The sequence below is a fragment of the Pseudomonas sp. 15C genome, assembly GCF_055484735.1.
Map to the genome: position 1 here is coordinate 1 of NZ_JBUDGD010000084.1, position 16,997 is coordinate 16,997.

At 59.4% G+C, this 16,997-nt stretch carries 18 protein-coding genes; 10 read left to right on the top strand and 8 right to left on the bottom strand.

Annotated elements, in window-relative coordinates:
* Window positions 1-510 precede the first annotated feature (510 nt).
* Window positions 511-750: a hypothetical protein gene (locus tag ACYYKW_RS25040; RefSeq protein WP_090286100.1), complete on the top strand. Its 240-nt coding sequence runs from the start codon at window positions 511-513 to the stop codon at window positions 748-750.
* Window positions 751-931: 181 nt separating this feature from the next.
* On the opposite strand, the gene ACYYKW_RS25045 is transcribed toward ACYYKW_RS25040, so the two are convergent.
* From ACYYKW_RS25045 to norR, 5 genes are all read right to left on the bottom strand, one after another.
* Window positions 932-1,681, bottom strand: coding sequence for a YkgJ family cysteine cluster protein (locus tag ACYYKW_RS25045; RefSeq protein WP_464991448.1), 750 nt, complete (start codon window positions 1,679-1,681; stop codon window positions 932-934).
* A gap of 83 nt (window positions 1,682-1,764) precedes the next feature.
* Window positions 1,765-2,091 carry a hypothetical protein gene (locus ACYYKW_RS25050; RefSeq protein WP_090286095.1) on the bottom strand — a complete coding sequence of 109 codons (327 nt, stop codon included), beginning with the start codon at window positions 2,089-2,091 and terminating at the stop codon, window positions 1,765-1,767.
* A 140-nt stretch (window positions 2,092-2,231) separates the two neighbouring features.
* A complete protein-coding gene (locus tag ACYYKW_RS25055; RefSeq protein WP_464991449.1) occupies window positions 2,232-2,690 on the bottom strand; it encodes a GNAT family N-acetyltransferase in 459 nt (152 codons plus the stop codon).
* A 27-nt stretch (window positions 2,691-2,717) separates the two neighbouring features.
* The gene (locus ACYYKW_RS25060; RefSeq protein WP_090286091.1) at window positions 2,718-3,620 is read right to left on the bottom strand and encodes a chemotaxis protein CheV; all 903 of its coding nucleotides are present in this window, start codon (window positions 3,618-3,620) and stop codon (window positions 2,718-2,720) included.
* A 304-nt stretch (window positions 3,621-3,924) separates the two neighbouring features.
* Window positions 3,925-5,481, bottom strand: coding sequence for a nitric oxide reductase transcriptional regulator NorR (gene norR, locus ACYYKW_RS25065; protein ID WP_464991450.1), 1,557 nt, complete (start codon window positions 5,479-5,481; stop codon window positions 3,925-3,927).
* Between the two features lie 162 nt (window positions 5,482-5,643).
* Between norR and hmpA the strand changes: the two genes are divergently transcribed.
* The 8 genes from hmpA (at window position 5,644) to ACYYKW_RS25105 (ending at window position 14,026) form a co-directional block, all read left to right on the top strand.
* Window positions 5,644-6,825: an NO-inducible flavohemoprotein gene (gene hmpA / locus ACYYKW_RS25070; protein WP_464991451.1), complete on the top strand. Its 1,182-nt coding sequence runs from the start codon at window positions 5,644-5,646 to the stop codon at window positions 6,823-6,825.
* A 226-nt stretch (window positions 6,826-7,051) separates the two neighbouring features.
* The gene (locus ACYYKW_RS25075; RefSeq protein ID WP_093098526.1) at window positions 7,052-7,561 is read left to right on the top strand and encodes a disulfide bond formation protein B; all 510 of its coding nucleotides are present in this window, start codon (window positions 7,052-7,054) and stop codon (window positions 7,559-7,561) included.
* An 827-nt stretch (window positions 7,562-8,388) separates the two neighbouring features.
* Window positions 8,389-9,330: a ubiquinol oxidase subunit II gene (gene cyoA, locus ACYYKW_RS25080; protein ID WP_090286083.1), complete on the top strand. Its 942-nt coding sequence runs from the start codon at window positions 8,389-8,391 to the stop codon at window positions 9,328-9,330.
* A gap of 3 nt (window positions 9,331-9,333) precedes the next feature.
* A complete protein-coding gene (cyoB, locus tag ACYYKW_RS25085) occupies window positions 9,334-11,364 on the top strand; it encodes a cytochrome o ubiquinol oxidase subunit I (protein ID WP_090286080.1) in 2,031 nt (676 codons plus the stop codon).
* Between the two features lie 3 nt (window positions 11,365-11,367).
* The gene (gene cyoC / locus ACYYKW_RS25090; protein WP_007916943.1) at window positions 11,368-11,991 is read left to right on the top strand and encodes a cytochrome o ubiquinol oxidase subunit III; all 624 of its coding nucleotides are present in this window, start codon (window positions 11,368-11,370) and stop codon (window positions 11,989-11,991) included.
* Window positions 11,991-12,326, top strand: coding sequence for a cytochrome o ubiquinol oxidase subunit IV (gene cyoD, locus ACYYKW_RS25095; RefSeq protein ID WP_007916940.1), 336 nt, complete (start codon window positions 11,991-11,993; stop codon window positions 12,324-12,326). Before cyoC ends, cyoD begins: the two co-directional genes overlap by 1 nt.
* 10 nt (window positions 12,327-12,336) lie before the next feature.
* A complete protein-coding gene (gene cyoE, locus ACYYKW_RS25100; protein WP_090286075.1) occupies window positions 12,337-13,224 on the top strand; it encodes a heme o synthase in 888 nt (295 codons plus the stop codon).
* 310 nt (window positions 13,225-13,534) lie between these two features.
* Complete coding sequence (locus ACYYKW_RS25105) at window positions 13,535-14,026, top strand: RidA family protein (protein WP_464991452.1); 492 nt, start codon at window positions 13,535-13,537, stop codon at window positions 14,024-14,026.
* Window positions 14,027-14,296: 270 nt separating this feature from the next.
* On the opposite strand, the gene ACYYKW_RS25110 is transcribed toward ACYYKW_RS25105, so the two are convergent.
* The 3 genes from ACYYKW_RS25110 to ACYYKW_RS25120 all read right to left on the bottom strand — a co-directional run bounded on the left by ACYYKW_RS25110 (window position 14,297) and on the right by ACYYKW_RS25120 (window position 16,486).
* A complete protein-coding gene (locus ACYYKW_RS25110; protein WP_203419414.1) occupies window positions 14,297-14,998 on the bottom strand; it encodes a hypothetical protein in 702 nt (233 codons plus the stop codon).
* A 132-nt stretch (window positions 14,999-15,130) separates the two neighbouring features.
* Window positions 15,131-15,535, bottom strand: coding sequence for a GNAT family N-acetyltransferase (locus ACYYKW_RS25115; protein ID WP_464991453.1), 405 nt, complete (start codon window positions 15,533-15,535; stop codon window positions 15,131-15,133).
* A gap of 15 nt (window positions 15,536-15,550) precedes the next feature.
* Window positions 15,551-16,486, bottom strand: a complete 936-nt coding sequence (locus ACYYKW_RS25120; protein ID WP_093098531.1) for a LysR family transcriptional regulator — start codon at window positions 16,484-16,486, stop codon at window positions 15,551-15,553.
* A 102-nt stretch (window positions 16,487-16,588) separates the two neighbouring features.
* On the opposite strand from ACYYKW_RS25120, the gene ACYYKW_RS25125 reads away from it, so the two are divergent.
* The coding region (locus ACYYKW_RS25125; protein ID WP_464991454.1) for an aminotransferase class III-fold pyridoxal phosphate-dependent enzyme at window positions 16,589-16,997 on the top strand (409 nt) is incomplete at its 3' end.

Here is a 16,997-nt window from a genome sequence, read left to right on the forward strand (position 1 = left end):
TGGCTGCGCCAGACGGTCGCTGCGCTCCCACGCCCGGATCAATCCCTCCACTCAGCCTTCCGATGTCGCCGGTGAGTCAAAAGCAAGATCAAGAGCACTTGAGCTAACGCTCAATGTTGAATGGTTAGAAGCGGGTGGTTGGTTTGGGATTTGTGGTGGATTCGCCCCTCATCGGAACGCCGCCCGCCCAGCCCTCTCCCGGAGGGAGAGGGAGCCGATCTATGTTGGCTTCGAAATCGCGTACGGCTCGATATCCCGAGTCGGCGTAGTTCTCGCATCCCCCACGATCAGTCCCCTCTCCCTACGGGCGGTCCGACGTTTCGGGAGGGCTAGGGTGAGGGGTGGTTGTTACGAAGCGCTGAAGACCTTCAGCGGCAAAGGCATCGTCACGTATCGGCAAACCGTTCGGCGTTCGACGCAATTCTTCAGGTGCCGAGTCAGGGCGTGCAGGTATACTGCGCGCCTTCGCGGCTCACTGATCGGGCCCGACTTTTGCTTTGCGGAGCTTTTATGACTTCCCCGACCCTGCCGCCGGTTGACGACGCTGTGAGCGCTGTCCCGGTTGAATTGGCCGATGCCAACGACACCAAAGCTGAGATTCCGGCGTTCAAATTCCCGTTCAAGCCGGGTGACCTGGCCGCTGCCAAAGGCTCGAATCAGCCGTGGTACAAGAACGGCGCCAGGAACGGCCACACCAAAACCCCGGGCATGGCGCCGCCGGGTACGCGTCGTTCGATGGGCAAGCGCTGAGTTTTATTCGCGCCTTGTTTCATGAATTCGCAAGCGGCGGCAGGTTGGCGATTGAGGTCGCTTGCTCTGCCGTCATCGCCAGCAGGCTGGCTCTTACACAAGGTCCGCGTCGTTACGCAAACCCCCCTGTGGGAGCTAGCCTGCTAGCGATTGCGCCGTTAGATTCGATGCAAAATCCAGATCAAGCCGCCCGCAATGATATAAACGCATAGGTCTGCGCCGGCTCGGCCACCACCTGCGCCCCAGCCGCCACGACTTGCCCGGCAACATCTTCGCCTGACAGATGAAACAGCCACTCACTCGGCGCATTCGTCGAGAGCTGCTCGCTCACCTGATCCATCACCGCAGCAAACGCACTCATATTCGGCAGATACGCAGTAAACCCGTCGCCCTTCAGCGCCGTGGTGCGAATCCCGAGCAATGCGCAGATCGCATCCTTGGTTTGAATGTCATCGCGATCGGCCTGACGCGAGCGCTGGATCAACTCGATCAGTTCCTGATCAACCAATTCGCCCCCGGCAATCAACAAGGGTCCCTGCTCCCAGGATTCTGGCGGGCAATCCTTGGCCGCTGGGTTGAGCGGGATGTGCGGATTGATTTCCGCGGGATAGATGCGGCACACCAACGGTCGCCGCTCATAGATCCGGCAGAGCCTGTCTTCGTCAAGATTCCGGCAGGGGCCGACGTTGTAGGCGGCGAAGGTGATCGCCACATGGGCATCGGTGCTGCCGCTGCGAACCCGCACTGAACGGCGTTCGGCGTGCTCACGTTGCTGCGCCGGCAACCCGAGGCCGTTACCGAGAAAGGCCTCGACCAGCACGATCACCTGACCACCGTCGGCTGCCCACATGCGCGCCTCGGCCAGGGTCAGCGGGACGTGGTGGTCGGTGCAGCATTTACCGCAGCCTACGCAGGAAAACGTCGTATTCATTGAGCGATCTGTCTTCAATCAGGGTGTGAACCGGCGGCGGAAAACCACCGTACAGGCCTGCATCGAAGCAAGTTGTGCGCCACTCAGCGGTTTTTGGCGGTCGGGCGGATCGAGTCCCACTCGGTGACAAATGCGCTTTTCGCGGATTTGCTGTACAGGCACAGCTCAGTGCCTTGCTGGCCTTTCATGTGTTTTTGCGGGTATTGGCCTTGAAGGAGCACGGCGGTGTAGCCGACGCGGTCGTCGAATTGCGCCGGGGTGCCGACCGGTTTGGCGTTTTTCAGGCCGCTGGCCTTGGTGCAACTGGCGAGCACGGTTTTGTCGTAGGCGGCCCAAGCGTCGGGGCTGGAGGCGTGTGCCTGGGAGGCGAGGGCGGTGAGGCAGAGCAGGCTGGCGGTGAGGGCTTTCATGGTGAGGCATCCTTGTTATTGGCCAAGGTTGGAGTATGCCTGAGGGTTAGAAGTTGCCGGTGCCGGCCTTATCGCGAGCAGGCCCACTCCTACAGTTTGGAATGTATTTCAACAGCGAGCCTGCTCGCGAAAGCGGTGGGTCAGTCCGGCACCAACTCCCGGCGAACCACATACATCCCGGCACTTTCATACAACCGCTGCGCCCGCAGATTGCTTTCCAGTACCTTCAAATCAACAAAACCTTCGCGCCGCTGCTGAAACACCTTGAACGCATTGAGCAACAACGCCCGGCCCAGTCCACGTCCCTGGAGCCGCGGATGCACCACCAGATTCTTGATATACGAACTGGTCCAGCACTGCGCCACACCCACCACGCCGTCGGCATCGTTGGCGACAAAGCACAGCGCCGGATCGTATTCGGGGTCGCTTTCGAACCGTTGCTGCCAAACCTCAAGCGCCGGCACCCGGCCACCGCCCTCGCGGTAGCCGAGCTGCATCAGCGCGTGCACGGCGGCTGCGGATTGCGCACGATAAGTGCTGACTTCAACACCGTGCGGCCAACGAATGTCCGGTAGATCTGCGTGCAGATCGCGGCGCATCAAGAAGCAGAATCTCTCAGCCAAGACTCAATGGCCCTGGGCCGCGACATGTTTGGCCGCTTCGATCAGGCAATGGGTCAGTTCCGGCGAGGAGAATTTGGTCAGCACGCCATTGGCCCCGGCCAGTCGGGCTTTCTCGCTGTTCATCGCACTGTCGAGCGAGGTGTGCAGCAGCACGTACAAGTGGGCGAAGTCCGGGGTCTCGCGCAAGGTGCGGGTGAAGGCGTAGCCGTCCATCTCGGACATTTCGATGTCGGAAACAATCAGGTTGATCTGTTGCGCGGTGCCTTGCAGGTCGAGCAGGCAGTCGATGGCCTCCTTGGCGCTGCGTGCGGTGTGGCATTGCAGGCCGAGGTTGCGCAGGGTGTGCACCGATTGCTGCAGCGCCACCTGACTGTCGTCGACCACCAGAATCCGCGCGTTGCCGAGCACTTCTGCGTCTTCCATGGTCAGGTCGGTAGGGGCCATTTCGATCTGAGCCGGGGCGATGCTGTGGATAACTTTTTCGATATCCAGCACCTGCACCAAAGTCCCGTCAACAGAGGTCACGCCAGTGATGTAAGCGCGCGAACCGCCGGAGCCGAACGGCGGCGGTTTGATGTCAGTGGTCAGGCAATGAACGATCTTGCTCACCGCCTGAACGTGCAGACCCTGCTTCGAACGGCTGACATCGGTGACGATCAGGCAGCCGCCGTTCGGGTCTTCCAGCGGCCGCTCGCCGATGGCCCGGCTAAGATCAATGACCGACAGCGAGGCACCGCGCAAGGTGGCGATGCCTTTGACGTGCGGGTGCGACTCCGGCAGCTTGGTCAGCGGCGGGCAGGGGATGATTTCGCTGACTTTCAGCAGGTTGATCGCCATCAGCTTGCCGCTGCGCAAGGTAAACAGAAGAAGCGAAAGTGAATCTGCGCGGGCTTTTGTCGAGGACATTTGGACCTTCTGTGGAGAAAGGTGATGGGCGAGGTGGGAGTCGCCAGAAACCATTGATGCCGGGTTATCGGCTTGATTGGGGTGGGCTTTAGGTGGTTGTCGGCTGGCTTGCAGATCAAGAGCCCCTCACCCCAGCCCTCTCCCGGAGGGAGAGGGAGCCGACCGGGTTGTATTGCGTTATATATCGACCTGAAAAAACGCGTCGATTATGGATTCGGCAGAGCAGGTTCAGGTCGGTGAATTACTACAATACCCCCCAATCGGCCCCCTCTCCCTCCGGGAGAGGGCTGGGGTGAGGGTGCTTTTAGCTCTTTATCCCCAACCTTTTGGCCATGCGCCCAAGGTTGGCCCTGTCCAGCCCCAACTCCCGCGCCGCACTCGCCCAGTTATCCTGATTGCGCTCCAGCGCCGCGCTGATCAACTGGCGCTGAAACTGCTCGGTTGCACTGCGCAGATCGCCGCTGATCGAAGGCAATTCCCGCACACTGGCCTCCCTCTCAATCGGGTTATCCACAACCTCGCGCGGTAAATCCAGATCCGCCGCACTCAGGCTGAGAATCTTCGGCCGTACTTTGCAGTTGCCCAACGCCTTCAGCGCGCTGCGGCCGATCAGATGTTCCAGCTCGCGCACATTGCCCGGCCAAGTGTAGGCGAGCAGCGCTTCCTGGGCGTCGCTGTTCAGGCGCAGGCTGTTGAGGCCCATGCGCGAGCGGTTCTGCTCCAGGAAAAAACCGCTGAGCAGCAGCACGTCGCGCCCGCGATCGCGCAGCGCCGGGACCCGCAGCGGGTAGACGCTGAGGCGATGATAGAAGTCGGCACGGTAACGGCCGCTGCGCACTTCTTCGGCGAGGTCGCGGTTGGTCGCGGCAATCAGGCGCACGTCGACCTGATGCTCCTTGTCCGAGCCCAGGCGCTGCAACTGCCCGCTCTGCAACACGCGCAGCAATTTCGCCTGCACGGTCAGTGACAGTTCGCCGACCTCATCGAGAAACAGCGTGCCGCCATTGGCCAGTTCGAACTTGCCGCGGCGGTCGCTGGTGGCGCCGGTGAAGGCGCCGCGGACGTGGCCGAACAGCTCGCTTTCGACCAGCGTATCCGGCAGCGCGGCGCAGTTGAGGCTGATGATCGGTTTGTCGGCACGCGCCGAGGCGGAGTGAATCGCTTGGGCAACCAGTTCTTTGCCGACCCCGGTTTCGCCGGTGATCAACACCGTCAGATCGCTGCCGCCGACCAGATTGATCTCCTCGACCAGGCGTTTATGCGCTTTGCTTTGGCCGATCATTTCGCGCTGCTGTTGGCCGCTGGCCTGACGATAGACCTCGGCGCGCTGATGCTCGTCTTCGGCGCGGCTGGCCAGCCGTTCGATGCGTTCGGCGGCGTTGACCGTAGCTGCGGCAAGGCTGGCGAAGGCTTGCAGAGCATCCAGTTCGATCGGCTCGAAACGTTCAGGATCGAGCGCGTCGAGGGTGATCAGGCCCCACAGTTTTTCATCGACGAATAAAGGGCAGCCGAGGCAGTCGTGGACTTCCAGATGATCGTCGAGGCCGTCGACCAGACCGTCGTAGGGATCAGGCAGATCGCTGTCGGCGGCGAAGCGCGTCGGCCCGGCACCGGCCAGCAGAATTTCGAAACGCGGATGTTCGCTGACCTTGAAGCGGCGCCCGAGGGTGTCGGTGCTCAAGCCGTCGACGGCCAGCGGCACCAGCGATTCGCCATCCAGGCGCAACAGCGCGGCGGCGTCGCAGGGCAACAGGGCGCGCATGGCTTCGAGCAGGCGCCGATAGCGCTCACCCTCGGGCAGTTCGCGCGACAGGTCGGAAACCAGAGGTAGCAGGGCAGTGAGCAGCGATTTGGCAATCATGGCGTGTAGTCAAATAGACCTGATGTAGTCGCTAAGACTATAAGCCGGCTTGGGTCGTTATGACTACATAGAAAGCAAGCGATTGATTTATAAGATAAAAACAAGTGGCACGAATACTGATACTCCAAAGATAACTTTCAATAAGGCTCAGGAGTCACCCTCATGCTAAGCGCTCAGGATCGTGCCATCGTCAAATCCACCGTGCCTCTGCTGGAAAGCGGCGGCGAAGCGTTGATCACGCATTTCTATCGGATGATGCTCTGCGAGTATCCCGAAGTGCGTCCGCTGTTCAACCAGGCCCACCAGGCCAGCGGCGACCAGCCGCGCGCATTGGCTAACGGGGTATTGATGTATGCCCGCCATATCGATCAGCTCGATCAGTTGGGCGATCTGGTGGCTAAAATCATCAACAAGCACGTCGCCCTGCAAATTCTCCCGGAACACTACCCCATCGTCGGCACCTGCCTGCTGCGTGCGATTTCCGAAGTGCTCGGCGATGAAATCGCCACGCCAGAAGTGATGAGTGCCTGGGGCGCAGCGTACGGCCAGTTGGCTGACATTCTGATCGGCGCTGAAACCGCCATCTACGACCAGAAGGAACAAGCCGTCGGCGGCTGGCGCGGGGCGCGTGAGTTTATCGTTGCGGCCAAGGTGGAGGAGAGCGCCGAGATCACTTCGTTCTACTTCGAGCCAGCCGACAAGGGCCCGATTCTCGCCGCAGAACCCGGTCAATACATCGGTATGAAACTGGTCCTCGACGGCGAAGAAATCCGTCGCAATTACTCGCTGTCGGCGCTGGCCAACAACGGCCAGTACCGCATCAGCGTCAAGCGCGAACCGGGTGGCCGCGCGTCCAATCACTTGCACGATCAGTTGCAGGTCGGGGCGAGCATTCAGCTGTTCCCGCCATCGGGCGAATTCACCTTGTCGGCCAGCGATAAACCGCTGGTGCTGATCAGCGGCGGCGTCGGCATCACCCCGACCCTGGCGATGCTCGAAGCGGCGCTGCAAACCGAGCGGCCGGTGCATTTCATTCACTGCGCACGCAATGGCAGCGTGCATGCCTTCCGCAATTGGATCGACGACCTCGCAGCGCGTCATCCGCAGCTCAAGCGTTTTTACTGCTACGCGGAGGATGACGGGGTGAGTCCGGCGGCGGACAAGGTCGGGATGCTGAGCCAGGATCAGCTGGGTGAGTGGTTGCCTGCGCAACGTGATGTCGATGCGTATTTCCTTGGGCCGAAAGGTTTCATGGGCGCGATCAAGCGTCATTTGAAAGCGCTGGGTGTGCCGGAGAAGCAGAGCCGTTACGAGTTCTTCGGGCCGGCTTCTGCTTTGGAATGATCTGAAACCGGGTCGCCCGCATCGCCAGCAGGCTGGCTCCCACAGGTTATGCGTTCGGCGCAGGCCAATGTGGGAGCCAGCCTGCTGGCGATTCGCTTTTGCACGCAACCGGAATCCTTGGGGGTTAATGGTTCCTTAACCGCTCTATCGTTTATTGCCCCGGTGTAGACTTGCGACGACCTTCAGCCGCAAGCCAGCTGAACCATGGACAAACAAGGGAAAGGCAATGAGCGAGGAAACGATTCGATTGGGCCGTGAGCGGCGCTTTCTGGTGCTGCTGGGGGTGATCTGCCTGGCGCTGATCGGTGGTGCCCTGTACATGCAGGTCGTGCTCGGCGAAGCGCCGTGCCCGCTGTGTATTCTGCAGCGTTATGCGTTGCTGCTGATCGCGCTGTTCGCGTTCATCGGCGCGGCCATGCGCAGCCGTCGCAGCATCACCGTGTTCGAAGCGCTGGTGGTGCTTTGCGCGCTTGCCGGCGCCGCGGTCGCCGGGCACCACGTGTATACGCAGTTCTACCCGGCCGTCAGCTGTGGCGTTGATGTGCTGCAACCGATTGTCGACGATCTGCCGCTGGCGAAGATCTTTCCGCTGGGCTTCCAGGTCGACGGCTTCTGCTCGACGCCATACCCGCCGATCCTCGGCCTGTCGCTGGCGCAGTGGGCGCTGGTGGCGTTCGTGCTGGTGGTGATTCTGGTGCCGTTGCTGACTTCGCGTAATCGAAAAGCACTGCGCTGAGTCAACTTTTCGCAAGCGTGGCCGATACACAAAACGCCCCGATTGGCGGTTCAGCCAATCGGGGCGTTGCACGTTTCAGAGTGAGGCTGAACTCATCCTGACGGACGGCAAGCGAGGGTGTGACAAGTGTGCGACATGTTGTCACACAGGGGGTGTCGCAGAGGCGCCCGCAGACTCCGATTGCCGCGTTGTTACAAAAAAGGATTGGTCGGTCTGACGGTTTTTTTGCTTTAGGACGTGAGTGCCAGAGCAGGCAGTTTTAACAGCTTCAGGCAGATGGCCAGAAGCCTTGGGTTATCGGGCTTTGCGCCGTTCCGCTGTGCAGAAAAAATCTTCGGAGCTGTCTGAACTGACGCGCGTGTGCTTACCGGTTTTACGGTGGTTGTTGAGAACGCCTTTCAACAACAGGCGGCACTTTTGCAAAAATGGCGATGGATTGTTGCTGTAAAAGATAAAAATTATTTCGGGATAAGACATGGTGTATAGGGCGCTACCTATCTACAATCGCCCGCACTGAATTCCCGGCGCTGTTCAGCCTTTATTAAGGAACTGATCAGAAGGTCGGGTGTCGAGCGAGCCGCGAGGCTTTCGAGACACCCAGGTGTCGGTGCCTTTCCAACTTTCCGCACCAAATGGAATTGGTCTGTAACAAGGCCTTTGACCACGAATTCGAATAAGAACTGAACGCTGTCCCAAGGTTTTGTCGAGCGTCTGACGCGCGACGGGCGGCCCTTATTCAATCCAAAGAAAATGCCAACCCTTGGCAGGGTGAAGTGTTGGCGATCAAAACCCAACTGCATTGCGCAAGCTGCTTTAGAGGTCGTGAGATGAGTAAAAACAGGTACCCCAGATTACTAGGCCTAGTGCCGCTGCTCGGCACGTTGTTGCTGGGAGGCTGCAACATGACCTTGCTCAATCCAACGGGCCAGGTTGGCCTGGAGCAGCGAAACCTGATCATCACCGCGACCCTGCTGATGCTGTTGGTCGTGGTGCCGGTTATCGTCATGACCTTCCTGTTCGCCTGGAAATACCGCGCGTCGAACAAGAACGCCGTCTACACCCCGAAATGGTCGCACTCGACCAAGATCGAAGTGGCGGTCTGGACCATTCCTGTCCTGATCATCATCGCTCTGGGTTACATCACCTACATTTCCACCCACGAACTGGACCCGTATCGTCCGATCCAGTCCGACGTCAAGCCTGTGACCATCGAAGTGGTTGCGCTGGACTGGAAGTGGCTGTTCATCTACCCGGAACAAGGCATCGCCACGGTCAACAAGATCGTGTTCCCGGCGCACACGCCAATCAACTTCAAGATCACCTCTGACGCTGTGATGAACTCGTTCTTCATCCCGGGTCTGGGCGGCCAGATCTACGCGATGGCGGGCATGCAGACCAAGCTGCACCTGATCGCCGACCGCAACGCTGAAATGGACGGTATCTCCGCCAACTACAGCGGCGCCGGTTTCACCGGTATGAAATTCAAGGCTATCTCCACCACTCAGGAAGATTTCGACGCCTGGGTAAGTGAAGTCAAGAAGTCACCTAAACAGCTTGATCAAGCTGAGTACGCGGCCCTTGCCAAACCGAGCCAGAACAACCCAGTCGAGCTCTACTCGTCGGTCACGCCGAACCAGTTCCAGATCATCGTCGACAAGTACGAAGGTATGAAGCCGGGCAAGCCGCTGAAGCACGAGAAGAAAGAGAAAGAAGTGGCGGCCACGGATATTGACGCGGGTTCGCATTCAGCTGCCGGGGCAGAGGAGTAAACGATGTTTGGTAAATTAAGTTGGGAAGCAGTCCCATTCCACGAGCCGATCGTGATGGTGACCATCGCCATGATCGCCCTCGGTGGTCTGGCGCTGTTCGCTGCGATCACTTACTTCAAGAAGTGGACGTACCTGTGGACCGAGTGGCTGACTTCGGTCGACCACAAGAAAATCGGCGTGATGTACATCATCGTCGCCATGGTCATGCTGCTGCGCGGTTTTGCCGACGCGATCATGATGCGTACCCAGTTGGCCATGGCCACCGAAGGTTCGCCTGGCTACCTGCCACCTGAACACTATGACCAGATCTTCACCGCTCACGGTGTGATCATGATCATCTTCATGGCGATGCCATTCTTCACCGGCCTGATGAACCTTGCAGTGCCGCTGCAGATCGGCGCGCGTGACGTGGCGTTCCCGTTCCTGAACTCCCTGAGCTTCTGGCTGCTGGTGTCCGGCGTTGTGCTGATCAACCTGTCGCTGGGCGTCGGCGAATTCGCCAAGACCGGTTGGGTTGCCTATCCACCGCTGTCGGGTCTGCAATACAGCCCTGGCGTGGGCATGGACTACTACATCTGGGCGCTACAGCTGTCCGGACTGGGTACGACGCTAACGGGGGTCAACTTCCTCGCGACCGTACTGAAAATGCGTACCCCTGGCATGAAACTGATGGACATGCCGATCTTCACCTGGACCTGCACCTGGGCCAACGTTCTGATCGTGGCTTCGTTCCCGATCCTGACCGCGACCCTGGCACTGCTGACGCTTGACCGTTACATGGATTTCCACATCTTCACCAATGAACTTGGTGGCAATCCAATGATGTACGTCAACCTGTTCTGGGCGTGGGGCCACCCTGAGGTTTACATCCTGATCCTGCCGGCCTTCGGCATCTTCTCGGAAGTGATCTCGGCCTTCACCGGCAAGAAGCTGTTCGGCCACCACTCGATGATCTACGCCTCGGGCGCGATCTCGGTACTGGGCTTCATGGTTTGGCTGCACCACTTCTTCACCATGGGTTCGGGTGCCAGCGTCAACGCCTTCTTCGGTCTGGCGACGATGCTGATTTCCATCCCGACGGGTGTGAAACTGTTCAACTGGCTGTTCACCATCTACCAGGGCCGTCTGCGTTTCACCAGCCAGGTGATGTGGACCCTGGGCTTCATGGTGACCTTCGCCATCGGCGGCATGACCGGTGTACTGCTGGCCATCCCGGGTGCTGACTTCGTGCTGCACAACAGCCTGTTCGTGATCGCGCACTTCCACAACGTGATCATCGGCGGTGCGGTATTCGGTTACATCGCTGGCTTCGCGTTCTACTTCCCGAAAGCGTTCGGCTTCAAGCTGCACGAAGGCTGGGGTAAAGCAGCGTTCTGGTTCTGGATCTCGGGCTTCTTCGTCGCGTTCATGCCGCTCTATGCACTGGGCTTCATGGGCATGACCCGTCGTCTGAACGCCACCACCAACCCTGAGTGGGTACCGTACCTGTACGTGGCCATGTTCGGTGCGGTGATGATCGCTGTCGGTATCGCCTGCCAGCTGATCCAGCTCTATGTGAGCGTGCGTGACCGCAACAAGCCAGAGAACGTTTGCGATCACGGTGACCCGTGGAATGCGCACACGCTGGAATGGTCGACCTCGTCGCCACCACCGTTCTACAACTTCGCTGTGCTGCCTAAGGCTGACTGCATCGACCCGTTCACTGAAGCCAAGGAAAACGGTACTGCGTACCAGCGTCCGGCCAAGTACGAGCCGATCCACATGCCGAACAACACCGCCACTGGCGTGGTGATGGGCGCACTGTTGACCGTCTTCGGTTTCGCGATGATCTGGCACATCTGGTGGTTGGCGATCGCCAGCCTGGTGGGCACCGTCGTTTACTTCGTGATTCACGCTGCACGTGACGACCAGGGCTATATGGTTCCGGTTGAAACGATCGAGCGTATCGAAGCCGAGCAGCACAAGCGTCTGGTCGCGGCAGGGAAAATCCCGGCCGGTGCCACCCGTGTTGAAACCTCGTTGGAACAGGCTTAAACCATGTCGAACTTAGTGACCAATGTTGGACACGCCCATGGTGACCATGGGCACGATGACCACCACCACGACTCGGGCGAGATGACCGTATACGGTTTCTGGCTCTACCTGATGACCGACTGCATTCTGTTTGCGTCGATCTTCGCGGTGTACGCAGTACTGGTAAACAACGTTGCCGGTGGCCCGTCGGGCCACGACATCTTCGAACTGCCTTACGTGCTGGGCGAAACCGCTCTGCTGTTGTTCAGTTCGATCACCTACGGCTTCGCCATGCTGGCGTTGTACAAAGGCAAGAAGCAGGCGGTCCTGGGCTGGTTGTTCATGACCTTCCTGCTCGGCGCGGGCTTCATCGCCATGGAGATCAACGAGTTCCATCTGCTGATCTCCGAGGGCTTCGGTCCTAGCCGTTCGGGCTTCCTGTCGGCGTTCTTCACCCTGGTCGGTACTCACGGTCTGCACGTTTCGGCCGGTCTGATCTGGATGGGCATCATGATGTACCAGGTCAACAAGCACGGCCTGACGGCGACCAACAAGACCCGTCTGAGCTGCCTGAGCCTGTTCTGGCACTTCCTGGACGTGGTGTGGATCTGCGTATTCACCGTTGTTTACCTGATGGGGACTCTGTAATGGCTAATGCACACTCCCATGACAGCCATGATGCTGGCCACGGCAGCGTAAAGTCGTATGCCATCGGCTTCATCCTGTCGGTGATCCTGACCGTCATCCCGTTCGGCCTGGTGATGTACCCGAGCCTGCCGAAGGCGACGACGCTGGCAATCGTGCTGTTGTTCGCAGTGATCCAGGTGATCGTTCACCTGTATTACTTCCTGCACCTGGACCGTTCCATTGCTCAGCGCAACAACGTGATCGCATTCGTCTTCACGGCGATCGTGATCGTGCTGCTGGTTGGCCTGTCGCTGTGGATCATGTTCAGCATCCACACGTACATGATGGCGAAGTGAGGTAGACCCGATGTCGCTCAAGCACTTTATCCAAATCACCAAACCGGGGATCATTTTCGGTAACGTGCTTTCTGTGGCAGGCGGGTTCTTCCTGGCCTCGAAAGGGCATGTCGATCTGGCGGTGTTTCTGGCCGCCATGATCGGTACTTCCCTGGTCGTGGCCTCCGGTTGCGTGTTCAACAACTGCATCGACCGCGACATCGACCTGAAGATGGAACGCACCAAGAACCGGGTGCTGGTCCAGGGCTTGATCTCCCTGAAACTGGCACTGGTTTACGCGACCATTCTGGGTGTTCTCGGCGTTGCCTTGTTGTACAAGGTGGCCAACCCGTTGGCTGCCTTGTTCGCAGTAATCGGCTTCATCATCTACGTCGGCTTCTACAGCCTGTACCTCAAGCGCAAGTCGGTTCACGGCACGCTGGTGGGCAGTCTGTCGGGCGCCATGCCGCCAGTGATCGGTTACGTCGCCGTCACCAACAGCTTCGACATGGCCGCGCTGACCCTGCTGGTGATGTTCAGCCTGTGGCAGATGCCGCATTCCTACGCCATCGCGATTTTCCGCTTCAACGATTACCTGGCCGCCTCGATTCCGGTGCTGCCAGTGAAGCGCGGCATTCAAGTGGCGAAGAAGCACATCCTGCTCTACATCCTGGCGTTCCTCGTAGCGACCTTGATGCTGACCTTCAGCGGCTACGCCGGCATGAGCTACCTCGCCGTCGCCGCGGCCATGGGCATGTACTGGCTGTACATGGCCTGGACCGGCTACAAGGCAGTGGATGACACGGTCTGGGCACGCAAGCTGTTCGTGTTCTCGATCTTCACCATTACCGCGCTGAGCGTCATGATGTCTCTGGACTTCAAGGTGCCGAGCGAGCTGCTGCTGACGTACGCGCCGTAAGGTTCAAAGGCTTCACGAAAAACCCCGCACATTGAGAGATGTGCGGGTTTTTTTGTGGCTGCATTATGCTGGTTCGAGGTGCCACCCTTCGCGAGCAGGCTCGCTCCCACAGCAGACAGGTGGGCGACGCAGAATAAATGTGGGAGCGAGCCTGCTCGCGAATAGCCCTGCCACTGAATTCCATCAGAGGGTTGCGGTTGCGGGCTCTCGGTAAAAGACCTAGATTCGGATCCAACCACGACAGTGATAGCCCCACCTGTTTTCCGGCGCCCAACTGTCTCAACCTGCACCGATCAAAAGGCTGGGCGCAATGACCGAACGGATGACCTGCGATGAGCGCTTTATCGCCCTGGCCGAAGAACTGAACTACGACATTTATGGCGAGAACACCGCCGGTGGCAATTACGCGCCGCTGATTCGGCATCACGATGAGCTGTACGTCAGCGGGATGGTGCCGCGGGTCAATGGCAAGATTCTGTATCCGGGCCGTGTCGGGCTGGAGTTGACACTGAAGGACGCGCAAACCGCTGCGAGCATCAGCGCCATGCGTTGCCTGGCGCTGATCGTCGATGCGGTGGGGTCGCTGGACAAGATCCGCGCGCTGCTGCGGGTGACGGTATATGTGAAGTCGACGGCTGATTTCGTCGACCTGAGCGAAGTGGCCAACGGCGCTTCGGATGTGTTCAGCCATGTGCTCGGCGATGCCGGGCGGCATACGCGCACGACCATTGGCGTGTATCAGCTGCCGAAGAATGCGGCGATCGAAGTGGACATGATCGCGGCAGTGCACGCTTCGGCTTGAGATCTGTGGCGCCTGTTTCCCTCACCCTAACCCTCCCGAAACGTCGGACCGCCCGGAGGGAGAGGGGACTGACCGAGTCGTTCTCTGAAACTACGGCGACCTGAATATTGAGTGAACCACAATCTTGAAAACAGCCTAAATCGGCTCCCTCTCCCTCGGGAGAGGGCTGGGGTGAGGGGCGACGATCGATTCAACACCGCCAATCCCCAGCCGAAAAAAAAGCCCCGCCTGATCACTCAGCGCGGGGCTTCTTCACAAGCACTCTGCGGCTTACTGCGCCGCGATGCTATACCCATCAAACGCCGTCTTCTGCTGCAACGCAGTAATGATGTTCTTGCGGTTCACAGCCTGTTCCGTCCCGGCGTTATCCAGGAAGGTTTCGCTTTCCAGCTCGGCTTCATCGCCTTCACCGACGAAGGTGAAACCAAGGAACTCCAACGCTTCACGATCTACGTTCAGACGCGAACGCGGCGTGCGCAGCGGCAGGGTCACGCTGGCGCCGTCCTTGCTGATGGTGAAGATTTCGACTTCTTTCTTCTTCGCAGCCTTGCCCTTGCCGCCGCCCGGATTGCTGATCGCCTGATGGGTCTGGTTCAGCACTTTCAGCGCGAGGCCGTAGACGATTTCCTGAAACGCCGGATCGTCCTTGAAGCTGGACAGAATGCGCCCGATCGAGAACTTGCTGCTCAGGTCTTCCAGCGCGGCGAGGTCTGCGGCCTCGGCGTCTTTCAGCGCTTTGAGTTCGCCCATCAGTTCGTAGGCCTTGTCGTCATCGAAGCTGTCATGAGCCTGGCGAATCGCGGCACGCAGTTCACGGATCTGGTCGCTCTCGCGGGTCGACTGGAACGCGTCGAGGACCATCTCGCTGATGATTTTGGCTTGTGGCAGGTGTTGTGAAAGATTGATGGAGTTTTCGTATTCCGCTTTGGACGACTGGGTGACTACGGATTCAGCGGTGTTGAAATCGGACATTGAAATTTCACTACTTTTAACTTGAATGGAGACGAACAAGCCCAGGGCTTTTTCAGGCCGACTAATTTAGGGGAGCGGGGCGGCGTTGTCACGGAGCAACGGGCTGGTGGTCGGGTTTTTTCCCAGCCGCTGCTATTTCTGACGCGGACGTTCCATGGCAATCACGGAAATCTCAAAGCCCAAACTGGCGAAAAAGGCTTCCGCGCCGTCGCGTCCCGCACGCAGCACCCAGGTGATGTCAGGGTTGTCGCCCATCACATGCTTAACCAGCGCCCGGCCAATGCCCTGGCGTTGATGCTGAGCATCAACCACCACCATCGACAGGTAGCCATTGGAGACTTCGTCAGTGATGCCGCGGGCGAAGCCGACGATCTGATCGCCGAGCAGGGCGACGGCTGTGCGTTGCGAATTGCCGATCAAGCGAGCGAACGACTCGGCGTCGCCGGTGCGATGGCGCCAGCCATGCTCGCCAAGAAACAGCCGCGCCGACTCTGTCTCATCGGGACGCAAGTTGCGAACGTTGAGTGTGTTCTGCATGGATTGATGTCCTTTTCAGCTTTCGATGGTTGAGCGCCCGGCGTCAGGTTTCCCCCAGGTGCGCATCGCAAATTCGACGAACCTGCGCAGTTTCGGCAAACGATAACGATCCGGCGCGTACAGCAGATGCATCGGCCGACTCGGTGGCGGGTAATCGGCGACCACCTTGACCAGTCTGCCCTCGCGCAGGTCCTGTTCGACCAGTGCATCGGGCAGCATCATGATGCCCATGCCGTTACGCGCGGCCTGGTGCAAACCGGCGGAGCTGTTGATCAGCAGCGGGCCGCTCACGTCGACGAGGACTTCGCCCTCCGGGCCACTGAGGCGCCAGCGTTTTTCCACTGATTGCCAGTCATCCCCGGCAGGGTAGGCGAAGGACAGACAATCGTGTTGCTGCAAATCCTGCGGGGTGTGCGGCATGCCGCGTCTCGCGATGTAATCCGGCGAGGCGCAGACCGTCAGGGTGTAGTCGATCAAGGGGCGGGCGATCAGGTTGGAAGACTCATCGAAACTGCCCAGCCGGAACGCAACATCGAGGCCATTCTCCAACAGGTCCGGGCGGCCGTTGGTCAATACCACGTCGAGTTTCACTTGCGGATACAGCAGGGCGTATTCGCTGAGCGCCGGGGTCAGGCGTTCGACGCCAAAGGTCAGCGGCGCGGCAATGCGCAGCAAGCCGCGTGGCTCGTCGAGGGCCTGTTCGGCAAGGCGCTCGGAGTCGGCGACCAGACCGAGCACGTCCAGGCAGCGCTGGTAATAAACGCTGCCGAATTCGGTGAGCCGCTGGCGGCGGGTGGTGCGCTGCAGCAATTGCACGCCGAGGCGTTGCTCCAGCGCACGCAGGTGATTGCCGACCATTGTCGTCGACATGTCGCACTGCAAAGCGGCTGCGGTCATGCTCCCGCCCTCGACGACTTTGACGTACACGCTCATTGACTGGAACAAATCCATTATCAAGCCCGGCTTTCAAATGATTGAAGTTTTGCCGAGTTTATCCAGTTTCGCTGGCTAACCATACTGCCAGCACACCGACCCGAACTGGAGTTTCACGTCATGACCGCCGCGCTGATGAACACCTACCAACCACTGGCCCTCAGCTTCACCAAAGGCCTGGGCACTCGCCTGTGGGATCAGGCCGGTCGTGAATATCTGGACGCCGTGGCCGGTGTGGCAGTGACCAACGTCGGCCACTCGCATCCGCGCATTGTCGCGGCGATCAGCGAGCAGGCAGGATTGCTGCTGCACACCTCCAATCTGTACAGCATCGACTGGCAGCAACAACTGGCCAGACGTCTGACCCGGTTGGCCGGCATGGAGCGCGCGTTCTTCAACAACTCCGGTGCCGAAGCCAATGAAACCGCGCTGAAACTCGCGCGCTTGTATGGCTGGCGCAAGGGTGTCGAACAGCCGCTGGTGGTGGTCATGGCCAACGCGTTTCATGGCCGCACGCTCGGCACTTTGT

Bases quoted from the DNA above. Each gene is read 5' to 3' on its own strand.
- cyoB (WP_090286080.1), top strand. From the start codon at position 9,334: ATGTTTGGTAAATTAAGTTGGGAAGCAGTCCCATTCCACGAGCCGATC.
- norR (WP_464991450.1), bottom strand. From the start codon at position 5,481: ATGATTGCCAAATCGCTGCTCACTGCCCTGCTACCTCTGGTTTCCGAC.
- cyoD (WP_007916940.1), top strand. From the start codon at position 11,991: ATGGCTAATGCACACTCCCATGACAGCCATGATGCTGGCCACGGCAGC.
- ACYYKW_RS25120 (WP_093098531.1), bottom strand. From the start codon at position 16,486: ATGGATTTGTTCCAGTCAATGAGCGTGTACGTCAAAGTCGTCGAGGGC.
- hmpA (WP_464991451.1), top strand. From the start codon at position 5,644: ATGCTAAGCGCTCAGGATCGTGCCATCGTCAAATCCACCGTGCCTCTG.
- ACYYKW_RS25050 (WP_090286095.1), bottom strand. From the start codon at position 2,091: ATGAAAGCCCTCACCGCCAGCCTGCTCTGCCTCACCGCCCTCGCCTCC.
- cyoA (WP_090286083.1), top strand. From the start codon at position 8,389: ATGAGTAAAAACAGGTACCCCAGATTACTAGGCCTAGTGCCGCTGCTC.
- ACYYKW_RS25110 (WP_203419414.1), bottom strand. From the start codon at position 14,998: ATGTCCGATTTCAACACCGCTGAATCCGTAGTCACCCAGTCGTCCAAA.
- cyoE (WP_090286075.1), top strand. From the start codon at position 12,337: ATGTCGCTCAAGCACTTTATCCAAATCACCAAACCGGGGATCATTTTC.
- ACYYKW_RS25105 (WP_464991452.1), top strand. From the start codon at position 13,535: ATGACCGAACGGATGACCTGCGATGAGCGCTTTATCGCCCTGGCCGAA.
- ACYYKW_RS25045 (WP_464991448.1), bottom strand. From the start codon at position 1,681: ATGAATACGACGTTTTCCTGCGTAGGCTGCGGTAAATGCTGCACCGAC.
- ACYYKW_RS25060 (WP_090286091.1), bottom strand. From the start codon at position 3,620: ATGTCCTCGACAAAAGCCCGCGCAGATTCACTTTCGCTTCTTCTGTTT.
- ACYYKW_RS25040 (WP_090286100.1), top strand. From the start codon at position 511: ATGACTTCCCCGACCCTGCCGCCGGTTGACGACGCTGTGAGCGCTGTC.
- ACYYKW_RS25115 (WP_464991453.1), bottom strand. From the start codon at position 15,535: ATGCAGAACACACTCAACGTTCGCAACTTGCGTCCCGATGAGACAGAG.
- cyoC (WP_007916943.1), top strand. From the start codon at position 11,368: ATGTCGAACTTAGTGACCAATGTTGGACACGCCCATGGTGACCATGGG.
- ACYYKW_RS25075 (WP_093098526.1), top strand. From the start codon at position 7,052: ATGAGCGAGGAAACGATTCGATTGGGCCGTGAGCGGCGCTTTCTGGTG.
- ACYYKW_RS25055 (WP_464991449.1), bottom strand. From the start codon at position 2,690: ATGCGCCGCGATCTGCACGCAGATCTACCGGACATTCGTTGGCCGCAC.